This is a genomic window from Nonomuraea sp. NPDC051941 (genome assembly GCF_044593615.1).
The window spans coordinates 40907-54438 of the sequence record NZ_JBIUCF010000011.1 but is presented as its reverse complement, the minus strand read 5'-3'; the positions used below and the strand labels follow the sequence as shown (position 1 = coordinate 54438).

Sequence of the window (13532 nt, the reverse complement as noted above, 5' to 3'; positions counted from 1 at the left end):
GCCTCACCGCCCCCAAGCGGCCGTTCGCTTGTTCGGTGGCCGTGGCGCGTTCCTGCGCAGGCGGGCACGTGGCGTGGCGGCTCTTGCCTGTGGGGTGCTGCGCCTCGGCAGAGGTCCTTGGGAGGCATTCGCCTCGCGGGCCGGAGCGGCGTCGGCAGGGGAGGCGGCAGGGAGGCGGGGTTGCCGAGGGCCCGCGCGTCGTTGGGCGGGCCGAAGGGATGATTGCGTGAACGGCGAGAAACCGCCACGGCCCCCGCGGCGGTTCGATCAGATCTGGGGTTACTTCAGCAGGAGGAAGGCGGCAACGCCGACGATCACGATCGCGACGACGACCGCGATGATCGGTACGACGGGGGACTTCTTGGGGGTGGCGGCGGCTTCCTGCTCGCGACGCTGAGCGAAAGCCTTGAACTGCTGAGTGTTGCCCGAAGGGTCGATATGCTGGTCAGACATGGCCAGCAGCCTAGCGTGAGCGCCTGTGTCGTTTGCACTGTTTGTTGGTATCGGTAGGCATGGGCTGATTAGGGGACCACCCCACCCGGCGGATAGCTTTGAAACATGCTGCGGACCCTGTTCTCCCCCCGTCTCATGGGGTTGCACCTGCTCACGATCGGGGTCCTCGTCGCGTTCATCCTGCTCGGGCGCTGGCAGCTCGGCGTTTTCCAGGATTCGGGAAAGCCGCACGCCTCCACCGATCCCGGGCCCGTCGCGGTCGGCACGCTCGCCCAGGTGGGCCCGCAGCTGAGCGGTGAGCTCGTGGGCCGCAAGGTCACGGCGGAGGGGGTCTACGAGGCAGGCCGCCAGCTCCTGGTCGCCGACCGGCGGGCCGACGTCGACGCCCCCGGCGGCAACGTCTCGCGCGATCGCGGCTACTGGGTGCTCACGCCGCTCCGGCTCGACGACGGCACGCTGATGCCGGTGGTACGGGGCTGGACCGCCAAAGCGGACGACCCGGCGGTCTCCGTGGTGCCGCAGGGCAAGGTCACGGTGGCCGGGCGGCTGCGGCCGCAACAGGGCACCGACAGCGTGCAGCGGCGCGCGGAGGGTCTGCCCGCCGGTCAGGTGCAGACGGTGTCCACGGGCGAGCTGGTCAACCTGTGGAGCGGTCAGCAGGTACGCGCAGGCTTCGTCGTCGCGCAGCCGCCGTCCGGCTCGCTGGCGCAGGTCGAGATCCAGCCGCCGGTGGTGGGAGGCACGCTGACCTGGCGTAACCTGGCATATGCCGCCAACTGGTGGATCTTCGCAGGATTCGCCGTATTCATGTGGTTCCACTTCGTACGCGATGCCGTACGAACCGATCGGGACCGTGCCAAGTCCCCTGAGATGGCTCTGGAAGGTTAATCGTGGAATCGGCTCTGAAGCCCTTCCGGGTGCTCGCGTACGTGGTCGGCTGCATGCTGCTCGTGCTCTGCGTGGCCATGGTGGTGCGTTACGGCTTCGGCGACCCGACGCTGTCGAAGGTCATCGCGCCCATCCACGGCGGGCTCTACATGCTCTACCTGGTCGCGGTCATGAACCTGGGCATGAAGGCGCGCTGGACGTGGCAGTACATGCTCGGCGTCATGGTCGGGGGCACGGTGCCGTTCCTGTCGTTCTACATCGAGCGCCGGGTGACCCAGCGCGTGCAGACGGAGCAGGCGGCGGCGACGGCGGAGGCCTGAGCGCGCGGCGGACGCCTGAGCCCGCAACGGACGCCTGAGCCCGCGGCGGAGGCCGTGTCACGGCCCCCGCCGCGCGGAGTTCAGTGGCCGATGCCGCGCCTGCGGGCCCTCTTGAGCCGCTCGCGCTGCGACGGGTCGAGCATCAGGTAGCCGACCACGGGAGCGGCGATCACGCCGAGGACGACCAGCAGGGTGATCCACCCGGTCCCGAAGATGATCAGGGAGAGCAGGACCGCGGCACCTGCGCCAATGGCGTACTTCTGGATTGGCGACATACTCAACTTCCTCCGAGCTGCTTCCGAACACGGAGCGCGTGCCCCGCCTCTCCTACATTCTGCGTCCCCTGTCCAACGAGTGAGCCCATCGCTTGGTTCCAATCGCGATGTATCTCAACGGGGGCGTCGTACCAACCGGAGGTCGCGGCGGAGCTCGTCCGGAGTGGGACGTTCCAACGGATTACCTGACAAAAGACGGAACAACACCTGAGCCAGCGCCCCCGCTCTGGTCAGCGGCGCGCCGGGTGAGGGCGGCACGCCCTCGACGGCGGTGAAGAGCGTGGCGCCCAGGGACCACAGGTCGGCGGCCAGGGTGGCGGAGGCCTCCGGGGCCGTGTAGGCCGGGAGCGTTCCCGACCTCAGCAGCGGGGTCAGATGGGCCCGGCCCCGGTCGTCGATGAGGACGTTGCCGGGCTGGATCCCGCCGTGGAACGCCTCCCCGGCCTGGAGCTGCTCGATCAGCGCGAGCCCCATCGCGGCCACCACGGGGATCGGCAGCGGCCCGAACAACCCGATGATCACGTCCAGCGGGCGGCTCACGGCCAGGAGTTCGAGGGTCTCGCGGATCACGTCCGTCGCCGGCGCCCCCGCCGGGTGGAGCATGGCTCTGATCAGTGTCCTGAGCGGGTCCGCGCCCTCCGCGGGCACCTGCCCCGGCGGGCGGCCCTCCACCGCGAAGTGCAGCGTGGCGGCCAGCGCCCACAGGTCCGCGGAAGGCAGCATGCTGAGACTGGGGAAGCCGAAGCCGGTGAGCACCGCCCGGCCCGTCGGGGTGAGCAGGACGTTGCCGGGCTCAACGCGCCCGTGTACGATCCCGGCCTCGTGCGCCGTCGTCAGGGCGGACAGGACGCAGACGCCGACCCTGGCCGCCTGCGCGACCGGCAGCGGGCGGCGGGCGCGTACGGTCTGCTCCAGCGACGCCCCCGACACGAACTCCATGACCAGCCACGGCGTCTGGTCCTCGATCACCACGTCGAGCACCCGCACGATCGAGGCGTGCCGGAGCCCGGACGCCCGGCGGGCCTCCTCCAGGGCGGCGTCGCGCAGCTCGGCCGGGACCCGCAGCTCCCTGACCGTGACATCGCGGTGCTCCGACTCGTCGAAGGCCAGCCGGACAGAGCCCGCGGCCAGGGGATTCAGCAGCCGGTAGCGACCGGCCAGCTTCCGGGTCTCACCCATGTCGAGGTGCACGATAGCGCAAGGCTGTCACGTCGCGTCACTGGCCAGCCAGGCCTCATGCGCCTCGTACAGTCTGCGCCAGAGCTTCTCCTTCTCCGGCCCGCTCACGTCCGTGAGCGGGAGCAGGAAGATGTCCGCCAGCGCCGCGTAGTAGTCGCGGGCGTCGTCCAAGGTCACCGAGAGCGTCCGGCCGCCGATGCGCTTCAGCTGGAGCCCGCGCAGGCTGTCCACGCCGTACGCGTCCCGTCGCTGGACGGTCGCGATGCGCACGAACCCGGACGTCGGCGACGTCGTCAAATGCCGGTGCATATCGACGAACGCCGACATGTCCGTCGGGGCCGGGCCGAAGTCCATGCCCTCGAACGAGCCGCTCGGATCGTGCTCGAACCGCCAGCCGCCCGGCGCGACCTCCGACGGGCGCAGGACGTACGTGAACGGCCCCTGCCCGTACGTGCCCTCGACCAGCGGCAGCGGCTCATGGAACCCGTCCCCGAGCCCGAGGTCGGTCAGCCAGGCACCGCCCGGATTGTCCTGCGACGGCAGGCCGCGTACGGTGAGCACCAGGTGGTTGGCGGTGATGCCGGGCTCGTCGCCGCGGTTCTGGACCCCGCCGACGTGCCTGGTCACGTCGTACCCCAGCGACCTGATCAGCTCGGAGAACGCGCCGTTGAGGTGGTAGCAGTAGCCGCCGCGCCCTCCGATGACGCGCTCGGCGGACTCGACGGGATCGACGGTGGTGGGGCGATCGAGCCAGATCTCCAGCGCCTCGTACGGCACCTTCTCGAGGTGCGCGGCGTGGAGCGCCCGCAGGTTCTCTGCGCTGGTGGGGGCGTTGAGGAGGCTGGGCAGGCCGATGCGGCGGAGGTATCCGGCTGTGTTCACCAGCCAAGTCTGCACTGTATGTGCACAAATTTAGGAGTGTCGTCTGCACAGGCCGCTTCTAGGCTTTCGTACGTGGCAGAGCAGCGACGCATCCTCGTGGTCGAGGACGATCAGACGATCGCGCTGGCCGTACGGAACCGGCTGGCCGCCGAGGGCTTCGACGTCAGGGTGGCCGGCGACGGGCAGGATGCCCTGATCCAGTACGGCAAGGCGGAACCGGACCTGGTGATCCTCGACCGGCTGCTGCCGGGGCTCGACGGGTTGGAGGTGTGCCGCCGGATGCAGGCGGCCAGGCCGGTACCGGTGCTCATGCTGACCGCGCTCGGCGAGGAGACCGACGTCCTGGTCGGGCTCGGCGTGGGGGCGGACGACTACCTGGCCAAGCCGTTCAGCATGCGCGAGCTCGTGGCCAGGATCCACGCGCTGCTGCGCAGGGTCGAGCGGGCGGCCCAGCTCGCGGCCGAGGACACGGTGATCAGGGTCGGCGAGGTCGAGATCGACACCGCGGCCCGCCGGGTGTTCGTCGGGGGCGCGGAGGCGCAGCTCACCAGGACGGAGTTCGACCTGCTGCGCCGGTTGGCGGAGCGCCCGGGGCAGGTGTTCGAGCGGGACCGGCTGCTGTCGGACGTGTGGGGCTTCTCGGAGGCGGCGGCGACCAGGACCGTGGACAGCCACGTCCGGGCGCTGCGCCGCAAGCTGGGCTCCGACGTGGTGCGCACGGTGCACGGCGTCGGCTACGCCCTGGTGCGGCGATGAGGCCGCTCGACTTCCTCGGCCGCATCAAGGTCAAGCTCGGCATCGTGATCGTGCTGGCCGTGGGGACCGCGTTCGTGGTGAACGAGGTCGGGCTCAACTCGGGCCTGTCCCGCGAGTTACGCATCGCGGTCGCCGTGGTCCTGGCGTTGATCATGGTGCAACTGCTGGCCACGGGGATGACCAAGCCGCTGCGCCAGATGGCCAGCGCCGCACAGACGATCGCCAAGGGCCTGTACGGGCTGCGCGTGACCGCCACGTCGCGCGACGAGGTCGGGGAGCTGGCCAGGGCGTTCAACGCGATGGCCGCCGACCTCGGCGAGGTGGACCGGCAGCGGCGCGAGCTCATCGCGAACGTCAGCCACGAGCTCCGCACCCCCATCACCGGCCTGCGCGCGGTCCTGGAGAACGTCGTGGACGGCGTCTCCGCCCCCGACCCCGTCACCATGCGGACCGCGCTCGCCCAGACCGAACGCCTCGGCCGCCTCGTGGCCCAGCTCCTGGACCTGTCGCGGCTGGACTCAGGCGTACGCCTGATCGAGCCCGAGGCCGTCGAACTGGCGCCGCTGGTCGAGCAGGCGGTGCGCGAGGGGGCGCTGGCCCGCGACGACGTCGAGATCCGGGCGTCGGTCCCCGCCGACCTGGTGGTGCGCGCCGACCCCGACCTGCTCGCGCAGGTCCTGGCGAACCTCCTCGACAACGCGGTACGCCACAGCCCCTCGGACGGGGTGGTGACCGTGACCGTCGCGGCGAAGGGGGCCGGGGTGCTGCTGGCCGTCGCCGACCGGGGGCCGGGGATCCCGGTCGCGGCCAGGGGGCGCGTGTTCGAGCGCTTCTCCCGGCTCGACGCCGGGCGGGCGGCCGACTCCGGGGGCGCCGGGCTGGGGCTGGCCATCGTGAAGGAGATCGTCGAGCTGCACGGGGGCTCCATTCGCATCGACGACTGTGCGGGTTGCCGCATGGTGGTCGATTTACCAGGGAGGACGACGATGGCGGATGTGCCGCTGGAGGGCGGTGAGCGGGGCACGGGGACCGAGCAGCTGCCGGAGGCTCTGGACGCCGCTGCCCCGACGACGGCGGGTCCCGAGACCCGCGATCGCGCCGCGGAGTTGGTGGTCACCGCCTCGGCTGAGGACGGCGCCGAGGTGGTGGGCCCGGCGGCCGACGCGGTCGAGGGCGGTGCGGCTTCAGGTGAAGGGTCCCGTGACGCCGCCGGAGTCGCGGCTCTCGTAGCCCTGGCCACGGTCGGTACGCCCGGCCGCCCCGCCGCCGAGAGCGAGACGGGCGCCGTCGTCGCGCCTGGGTCGGCGGCAGGGGTGGGAGTGCCCTCAGGGCTCGCAACCGGAGTGGGCGCGTCCGCGGGGCTCGCGGCGGGTGTGGGCGCGTCCACGGGGTTCGCGCCGGGTGCGGGCGCGTTCGCCGGTGGCGGGGGTGCTGGGCTCGCGGCGGGTGTGGGTGCGTCCGGTGGTGGCGTTGTGGCGGGGGGCACTGGGCGTGGTGCCGGGGTGCCGGCGGGCAGCGCGTTCGTCAGGATGATCGGGGGTGCGGTCATCGGTGTGCTGGTCGGGTTCCTGACCGGCCTGTTCGCCGCCGTGCTCGTCAGTGTGACCGTCAGCGACGGGATGGCCCTCGTCACGCTCGTCATGTGCACCGCGCTCATGGGCGCGGTCGGCGCGGGGATGGGGGCCGGGTCCGGACGCCGGGCGGCCGCGGCGGCCTACCAGTCGGCGCAGGTCGCGGCGTACCAGTCGGCGGCCCAAGCGGCGGCGGGCCAGGGGAGCCCGCAGGTTGCGGCGCCGCACCGGAGTCAGGGAGGCCCGCCGCCGCCCTACGTGCCGCCGCCCCTCTTCCCCAGGCCCGAGCTGCCCGACTCGCCCCGCTGGCTGCTGCCCGCGGCGGCCGGGGCCGGGGTGTTCGCGGCGGTGGCGTTGCCCGAGGCGCAGGTCGGGCTGGGGATCGTGCTGGTCGCCATGGTTCTGGGGGCGGCCGCGCTGCCTGCCGTGTTGCGGCGGATGACGCCGTGGACGGTGGCGTTCGGGCTGACGGCGTACTTCCTGATCTCGATGGCGGCGGTGCGCGACGCGGACTGGCTGGTCGCGATCCTGCTCGTGGCGGGGGCTGGTCTGGGCGCGCTGGCCGTGTCGGGAGCCGGGGCCGGGTGGCTCGGCGTGATCAGGGGCGGCGTGTCCGTGATGCTGGCGCTCGGCCCGGTGCCGTGGTTCCTGGCCCAGCCGCTGAAGAAGCTGACCGCCAGGCGGCGCTTCATGCCGATGCTGGCCGCCCTGGGCATCACGGCGGTGCTGCTCCTGGTGTTCGGGCTGCTGTTCGCCTCGGCGGACGCTGTGTTCGCCTCCTTCCTGGAACGCCTGACGACCGCGCCGGACTGGGCGGAGTCGGCGCCGGTGCGGATCTTCCTGTTCGGGCTGTTCGCCGTGCTGCTGGCCGCCGTGGTGCTGGTCGCGCTCAGGCCGGTGGTCGACCCCGTGGGGCCGGAGCCGAAGTTCACGGTGAGCAGGAGCGTCTGGATCGTGCCTCTCACGGCGGTGAACCTGCTGTTCGCCTCGTTCGTGGCGGTGCAGATCACGGCGCTGTTCGGCGGCAACACCTGGGTGCTGAAGACGGCCGGGCTCACCTATGCCGAGTACGCCAGGCAGGGGTTCTTCCAGCTCGTGGTGGTCAGCGTGTTCGTGCTGGGCATCGTGGCGGTCGCCAGCGGGATGCTCAAGGTCGAGCGGCGCGAACGCTGGCTGCTGGCCGTGCTGCTCGGCGTGCTGTGCGGGCTGACCATGGTGGTGCTGGCCTCCGCCCTGCACCGCATGAACCTCTACACCGAGGCGTACGGCCTGTCCAGGTTGCGCCTGTCCGTGCAGGCCACGGTGTGGTGGCTGGGAACGCTGTTCGCGCTGGTGCTGCTGGCGGGGGCGGCTCGGCTCCTGGGCCGCGGCTCCGGCTGGCTGCCGCGTACGGTCGTGCTGGTCACCGGGCTGGGCCTGGGCGCGTTCGCCATCGTGAACCCCGATCTCCAGGTCGCCCACACGCAGGTCGAGGTGCGCGGCGTGACCAAGCTGGACTCCGACTACCTGGGCGACCTCGGCGCGGAGGCCGTACCGGCGCTGGACAAGCTGCCGGAGCCGCAGCGAAGCTGCGTGCTGGCCGACGTGGTCGCGGCCAACGGCCTGTCCCGCCCCGACCCCTGGAACGGCTGGAACCTCGACCGGGCCCGGGCTCGCGCCGTGCTGGCCGCCCGGCCGATCGTCAAGTCCGTGGAATGCCCTCCGGCGTATTCGCGCGGCTCTGATTGAATCTTGGTGTGAGGTTCGACGTAGTCATCAACGGCGGCCGGGTGCTCGACGGGACGGGCGCCCCGCCGTACCGGGCGGACGTCGCGGTCGCGGACGGCAAGATCGCGGCGATCGGGAGGCTGGGCGGCGCCGGGGCGGAGACCGTGATCGACGCGACGGGGCGCTTCGTCGCGCCCGGCTTCGTCGACTGTCACGCCCACGGCGACGCGGCCGTGTTCGACCCGGCGGTCCAGCGGGCGGCGCTGCGGCAGGGGGTGACCACGTTCGTGCTGGGGCAGGACGGCCTGTCCTTCGCCCCGGGCTCGGCCGCCACCGTCGCCTACGCCTCCCGCTACTTCGCCGCCGTCAACGGGCCGCTCGGCGGCCCGCTCGCCGCCGATGGGCCGCTGACCGTCGGCGAGCTGCTCGGCGGCTACGACCGCGCCGTGGCGCTGAACACCGCGTACCTCCTCCCGCACGGCACCATCCGCTACGACGTCATGGGGCCCTCGCCCGAGCCGCCCTCCCGCGACCACCTGGCGGCCATGCTGCGGCACGTCGAGCAGGGCCTGTCGGAGGGGGCGGTGGGCCTGTCGACCGGCCTCGAATACCTCCCCGGCCGCTACGCCACCGCCGAGGAGCTGGCCGCCCTGTGCGCCCCGCTCGGCGGCCTCTCGTACGTCACCCACATGCGCGCGTACGGCCCTCAGGCCGGGGTGGGCATGACCGAGGTCATCGACATCGCCGAGCGCTCCGGCGCCGCCGTGCACGTCTCCCACCTGCACGGCCCCGCGGACGTGCTGCTGCCGCTGGTCGAGGAGGCGCTCGGCAAGGGCGTGGACCTCACCTTCGACACCTACCCCTACCTGCGCGGCAACACGATCCTGGCGATGGTCGTGCTGCCCGGCTCCGTGCCGGGCGCCGAGACCGACCGGGCGCTGGAGATGATCGCGTCCGACGAGCTGGACGGCTGGTGGCCGACGCTCGACGCCGTCTGGCCGCGGCTGACCGTCTCGCACGCCCCGGGGATGGAGTGGGCCGAGGGCCTGACCATCGTGGCGGCGGCCGAACGGGACGGGTCGGCGCCCGCCGAGTTCTGCCGCCGTCTCCTGACGGAGACGCGGCTGGAGGCGGGCGTCGTGTCCGCCCGCCCCGACGAGGGCCCGGAAGGGGAGGAGTCGGTACGCAGGATGCTCCGGCACCCCTCGCACACCGGCGGCTCCGACGGCATCTATGTGGGCGGCCATCCGCATCCGCGGGGTTTCGGGGCGTTCGCCAGGTTCCTCGGCCGGCACGTGCGGGAGCTGTCCGACTGGACCTGGGAGCAGGCCGTGGTGCACCTGGCCTCCCACCCGGCCAGGCGCTTCGGGCTGACGGACCGGGGGCTGGTGCGGAGCGGGTTCGCGGCCGACGTGGTGGTGTTCGACCCGGCGGCGGTGGGCGACCGGGCGACCTACGAGGCGCCGCGCACGCTCGCGGCCGGGGTCGACGACGTGCTCGTGTCGGGGGTACGCGTACTGGCCGGGGGAGAGCTGACCGGCGCCACTCCGGGGCGTGCGCTCCGTCCATGATTGCGGCGAAGGTCTGAGATAGGGTCGGACGCGGACGAAAGGGGCATTGTGCTCGGGCAGCAGGTCTTCGCGGGTGGACTCGAACTCCCCCTCATGGTCGTGCACCGGGACGCGCTGGAGCACAACATCGAGACGATGGCGGCCTTCGTCCGCGATCACGGCATGGAGCTGGCGCCGCACGCCAAGACGCACATGTCCGCTGAGATCGCCGCGCTTCAGCTCGAAGCGGGCGCCTGGGGGCTCACCGTCGCGACGCCGCGCCAGGCGCGGGTGGTCCGCGGGTTCGGGGTGGGCCGGATCCTGGTGGCCAACCAGCTCGTGGACCCGGCGGGGCTCGACTGGGCCGCGGGCGAGCTGGAGCGGGATCCCGCATTCGAGCTCCTGAGCTTCGTGGACTCCGAGGCCGGGGTGGACATTCTCGCTTGGCATGCCGCCTCCCGGCCGTTCCGGGTGCTGGTGGAGCTGGGGCACGAAGGCGGACGAGCCGGGTGCCGGTCCCTGGAGCAGCTGCTGAGCCTGGTGTCGTACGTGCAGGGGGTCCCAGGCGTAGAGCTGGCCGGGGTCGCCGGGTACGAGGGCGCGCTGAAGACCGCCGACGAGGTCCGGAAATATCTGTACTTGCTGCAGGAGGCCGTCGAGTACGTCCGCCTCAAGAACCCGATCCTGACCGTGGGCGGCAGCCAGTGGTTCGACGTGATCGGCCGCGAGCTCGTCACCACCCAGGCCAGGATCCTGCTGCGCAGCGGCGCGTACGTCACCCACGACGACGGCTACTACCGCGAGCGCACCCCGTTCAACCGCATCGACGGGGAGCTGCGCCCGGCGCTGGAGGTCTGGGCGCACGTGCTGTCCACGCCCGAGCCCGGGCTGGCGATCGTGGGCATGGGCAAGCGCGACGCGCCCTACGACGAGGGGCTGCCCATCCCGCGCCGCGACGGCGTCACGATCGTGAAGATGCAGGACCAGCAGACGGTCGTGCGCGCCGACGGGCTCAAGCCCGGTGACCTGCTGGCCTTCGGCATCTCCCATCCCTGCACCGCGTTCGACAAGTGGCGCGTGCTGCCCCTGGTGGACCAGGACTACCGTGTCGTTGGCCAGATAACCACCAATTTCTAGGGAGACACGGTGAAAAAGGAGCTCAGGACCACCGAAGGCGCCGCCCCGATCGGCGCCTACTCGCAGGGTCTCGTGGTGGGGGACTTCGTCTACACCTCCGGCATGGGCCCGCTCGACCCGCAGACCGGTGAGATCGTCGGCGACGACGTGGCCACCCAGACGCACCAGGTCATGCGCAACCTCGGCGCCATCCTGGCCGCCCACGGCCTCGGCTTCGACGACGTGATCAAGTCCACGGTCCACCTGCAGCACCTCGAGCGCGACTTCGCCGCCTACAACGAGGTTTACAAGTCCTATTTCAGCCAGCCGTTCCCCGTGCGGACCACCGTAGGATCCCAGCTGTTGGGCATCCTGGTGGAGATCGACTTCGTCGCTCACAAGAGCGCTTAAGGTCTGCTTGTGGACAGTTCGGTGTACGTCTTCGTCGAGGACCTGCGCGGCGAGGGCGTCGAGCGGGTGCTCGACAGGATCAGCGCGTACGGCGTGAGCGGCATCACCGTCGGCGCCGTGCACCACGCCTCCCGCGACGTCACCCCGCACGGACTGTCCCGGCTGACCATCCGCCACGACGGGGCGCACTTCCCCCCGCCGTCCGATCTGTTCGCCGGGCTCCGCCTGTCTCCCGTGCCCGGCTATCTGAACGCCCTCGACGGGCTTCGCGAGGCTTGTGCGAAGCGGTCCATGAAGCTCCACGGATGGACGGTCTTCCTGCGCAACGCCACGCTCGGCACGAAGCATCCGGACGTGACCGTACGCGACTGCTTCGGCGACCGCGGCTCCCTCACCGACCTGTGCCCCGCCCACCCCGACGTGCGCGAATACGCGGTCGCGCTGGCCCGGGCGGTGGCCAGGCTCGGGGTCGACAGCGTGGTGGCGGAGTCGTTGCACTTCAGGCCGCTCAAGCCGCAGCGCTCGTTCGTGCCGCTGGGGCCGATGGACGCGTACCTGTTCGCGCTCTGCTTCTGCGACTACTGCATGCGCCGCGCCACCGACCTGGGCGTGAACGCCGAGGTGGCGCGCGACGAGTGCGCCAGGATCGTGGGCGGCGTGTTCGACGGCGACCCGCCCGCGCAGGGGGAGGTGACCCGGGCCGCGCTCACCGCGTACGCGGGGCCCGACGTCGTGGCCTACGCGCGGGCCCGGTCCGAGACCGTCACCACGCTCGTGTCCGAGGTGGCCTCGGCGGTGGCCGACGAGGGCTCCAAGCTGGTGTTCATCGACTCGACCGGCGCGGTCAAGGGCTACACGGACGGGCTGCCCACACCCGGGCTCGCGGCGCACGACGCCTGGCAGCTCGGGGTCGACCTGGTGGCGCTGGGTGACCTCGTCCCGGCCTTCGGGGTGCTGGCGTACGCACGGGACGCGGCTCGGGTGGCCGACGACGTGGGCGCCTACCTGCGGTCGGTGGGCAAGGACCGGGAGGTGCGGGCGGTGCTGCGGCCCGGCTACCCGGACAGCGACTCGACGGACCGGCTGGTGGCCAAGGCCCGGGGCGCGAAGGCGGCGGGCGCGCTCGCCGTGGACTTCTACGCGTACGGGCTGGTGCCCCACCCCGTGCTGGACCGCATCCCGGCCGCGCTCTCAGAAGCGTTGTAGCCCGTCCAGGAGGGCCGAGACGGTCGCCGTGGGGAAGTCGTCGGCGACCGGCAGGCCCCGGAAGACCGCCCGCATCCACACGGCCCCGGCCAGCAGGTCGACGATCAGCATCGGGTCCACCGACCCCTTCAGCTCGCCCCGCCGTACCGCGCGCTCGAAGATCTCCCGCTCCCGCGCGAAGCGGTCGGCGAAGAAGCGGCGGGCGTCCAGCTCGGGATGGCGGACGGCGGCGGCCAGCGCGGCTACGGCGATGTCGCTGGACGGCGGCTCGGTGAGCAGTCGCCGCACCCCCTCGACCAGCGCGACCAGGTCACCGCGCAGGCTCCCCGTGTCCGGCGCCTCGAACCCCAGCACGTCGGCCTCCACCAGCGCCGCCCCCAGCAGCGCGGCCTTGGACGGCCACCAGCGGTAGATCGTCGTCTTGTTGACGCCCGAGTGCTCGGCGACCCCCTCGACGGTCAGCCCGTCGTAGCCCTTCTCCGCCACCAGCCGCAACGTCGTATCGAAGATCTCCTGCTGTTTCCTCGGCGCCATAGGGTCATTTTCTCCCGGCGAAGGCCGTGGCCACTCCCAGTCCCAGGTAGACGAAGCCGCTGACGTACCGGAGGGTCCTGGCCCGGGCGGCGAGCCGGGTGCCGAGGGCGCCGGCGGTGCAGGCGTACACGATGTCGGAGATCAGCCCCAGGAGCAGCAGCGTCAGGCCGAACAGCACCACCTGGAGCGCGGGCGAGCCCGCCTCCGGGCGCACGAAGTGCGGCAGGAACGCCAGGAAGAACAGCGCCACCTTGGGGTTCAGCACGTTGACCAGCACGCCTTCGAGGAAGACCTTGCGCAGCGGCTGGGGCGGCGGCGCCACGCCCTCCGTCTCCTTGCCGGTGAACGCGCGGATGCCGAGATAGACGAGGTACGCGACGCCGGCCCACTTGACGACCGCGAACAGCGTCGCCGACTGCGAGATCACGTACGACAGGCCCGCGGCGGCGGCCGCGATGTGCACGAGCGTGCCGGTCTCCACGCCGAACGCGCTGGCCAGGCCCGCCGCCCTGCCCTGGGCGAGGCCCCTGGCGGTGATGTAGAGATGGTTCGGGCCGGGGATGAGCACCAGGGCGAGCGAGGCCGTGATGAAGAGGGCGAAAGTCGTTGGCTGAATCACGAAACAGCAGCGTAAAATGCCTTTGGTATGCAGATGAGGGCCAATCTTGCTTGAGTTTCCTGGAC

At 71.8% G+C, this 13532-nt stretch carries 14 protein-coding genes; 8 read left to right on the top strand and 6 right to left on the bottom strand.

Annotated features, from left to right (window positions below; translation table 11 throughout):
* Positions 1 to 279: 279 nt before the first annotated feature.
* Positions 280 to 453 (bottom strand): hypothetical protein, encoded by a 174-nt coding sequence (locus ACIHFD_RS19950; protein WP_355190968.1) that lies wholly within the window; start codon positions 451 to 453, stop codon positions 280 to 282.
* Positions 454 to 558: 105 nt separating this feature from the next.
* On the opposite strand from ACIHFD_RS19950, the gene ACIHFD_RS19945 reads away from it, so the two are divergent.
* On the top strand, positions 559 to 1341 hold the full coding sequence (locus ACIHFD_RS19945) for an SURF1 family protein (protein WP_397368186.1): 783 nt from the start codon (positions 559 to 561) through the stop codon (positions 1339 to 1341).
* A 2-nt stretch (positions 1342 to 1343) separates the two neighbouring features.
* Positions 1344 to 1661, top strand: a complete 318-nt coding sequence (locus tag ACIHFD_RS19940) for a DUF3817 domain-containing protein (protein WP_350728517.1) — start codon at positions 1344 to 1346, stop codon at positions 1659 to 1661.
* A gap of 80 nt (positions 1662 to 1741) precedes the next feature.
* Here ACIHFD_RS19940 and ACIHFD_RS19935 read toward each other — a convergent pair whose 3' ends face one another.
* The 3 genes from ACIHFD_RS19935 to ACIHFD_RS19925 all read right to left on the bottom strand — a co-directional run bounded on the left by ACIHFD_RS19935 (position 1742) and on the right by ACIHFD_RS19925 (position 3997).
* The gene (locus tag ACIHFD_RS19935; protein ID WP_397368185.1) at positions 1742 to 1936 is read right to left on the bottom strand and encodes a hypothetical protein; all 195 of its coding nucleotides are present in this window, start codon (positions 1934 to 1936) and stop codon (positions 1742 to 1744) included.
* Positions 1937 to 2050: 114 nt separating this feature from the next.
* On the bottom strand, positions 2051 to 3115 hold the full coding sequence (locus ACIHFD_RS19930; protein WP_397368184.1) for a protein kinase: 1065 nt from the start codon (positions 3113 to 3115) through the stop codon (positions 2051 to 2053).
* Between the two features lie 27 nt (positions 3116 to 3142).
* Positions 3143 to 3997 carry an arylamine N-acetyltransferase gene (locus ACIHFD_RS19925; RefSeq protein WP_397368183.1) on the bottom strand — a complete coding sequence of 285 codons (855 nt, stop codon included), beginning with the start codon at positions 3995 to 3997 and terminating at the stop codon, positions 3143 to 3145.
* 72 nt (positions 3998 to 4069) lie between these two features.
* Between ACIHFD_RS19925 and ACIHFD_RS19920 the strand changes: the two genes are divergently transcribed.
* The 6 genes from ACIHFD_RS19920 to ACIHFD_RS19895 are packed head-to-tail and all read left to right on the top strand — an operon-like array spanning position 4070 to position 12314.
* Positions 4070 to 4753 (top strand): response regulator transcription factor, encoded by a 684-nt coding sequence (locus tag ACIHFD_RS19920; protein ID WP_313044633.1) that lies wholly within the window; start codon positions 4070 to 4072, stop codon positions 4751 to 4753.
* Positions 4750 to 8052, top strand: coding sequence for a DUF4153 domain-containing protein (locus ACIHFD_RS19915; RefSeq protein ID WP_397368182.1), 3303 nt, complete (start codon positions 4750 to 4752; stop codon positions 8050 to 8052). The genes ACIHFD_RS19920 and ACIHFD_RS19915 overlap by 4 nt, the downstream gene beginning before the upstream one ends.
* 8 nt (positions 8053 to 8060) lie before the next feature.
* Complete coding sequence (locus ACIHFD_RS19910; protein WP_397368181.1) at positions 8061 to 9602, top strand: amidohydrolase family protein; 1542 nt, start codon at positions 8061 to 8063, stop codon at positions 9600 to 9602.
* 48 nt (positions 9603 to 9650) lie between these two features.
* Entirely contained in the window at positions 9651 to 10718 is a 1068-nt protein-coding gene (locus tag ACIHFD_RS19905; RefSeq protein ID WP_397368180.1) for an alanine racemase, read from the top strand.
* A gap of 9 nt (positions 10719 to 10727) precedes the next feature.
* Positions 10728 to 11108 carry a RidA family protein gene (locus tag ACIHFD_RS19900; RefSeq protein WP_185071114.1) on the top strand — a complete coding sequence of 127 codons (381 nt, stop codon included), beginning with the start codon at positions 10728 to 10730 and terminating at the stop codon, positions 11106 to 11108.
* A 9-nt stretch (positions 11109 to 11117) separates the two neighbouring features.
* Entirely contained in the window at positions 11118 to 12314 is a 1197-nt protein-coding gene (locus ACIHFD_RS19895; protein ID WP_350728524.1) for a hypothetical protein, read from the top strand.
* Here ACIHFD_RS19895 and ACIHFD_RS19890 read toward each other — a convergent pair.
* Together ACIHFD_RS19890 and ACIHFD_RS19885 are read right to left on the bottom strand one after the other, a co-directional pair.
* Positions 12300 to 12848 carry a TetR/AcrR family transcriptional regulator gene (locus tag ACIHFD_RS19890; protein WP_397368179.1) on the bottom strand — a complete coding sequence of 183 codons (549 nt, stop codon included), beginning with the start codon at positions 12846 to 12848 and terminating at the stop codon, positions 12300 to 12302. The two genes, ACIHFD_RS19895 and ACIHFD_RS19890, sit on opposite strands and share 15 nt — an antisense overlap.
* A gap of 4 nt (positions 12849 to 12852) precedes the next feature.
* A complete protein-coding gene (locus ACIHFD_RS19885; RefSeq protein ID WP_397368178.1) occupies positions 12853 to 13467 on the bottom strand; it encodes a LysE family translocator in 615 nt (204 codons plus the stop codon).
* Between the last annotated feature and the right edge of the window lie 65 nt (positions 13468 to 13532).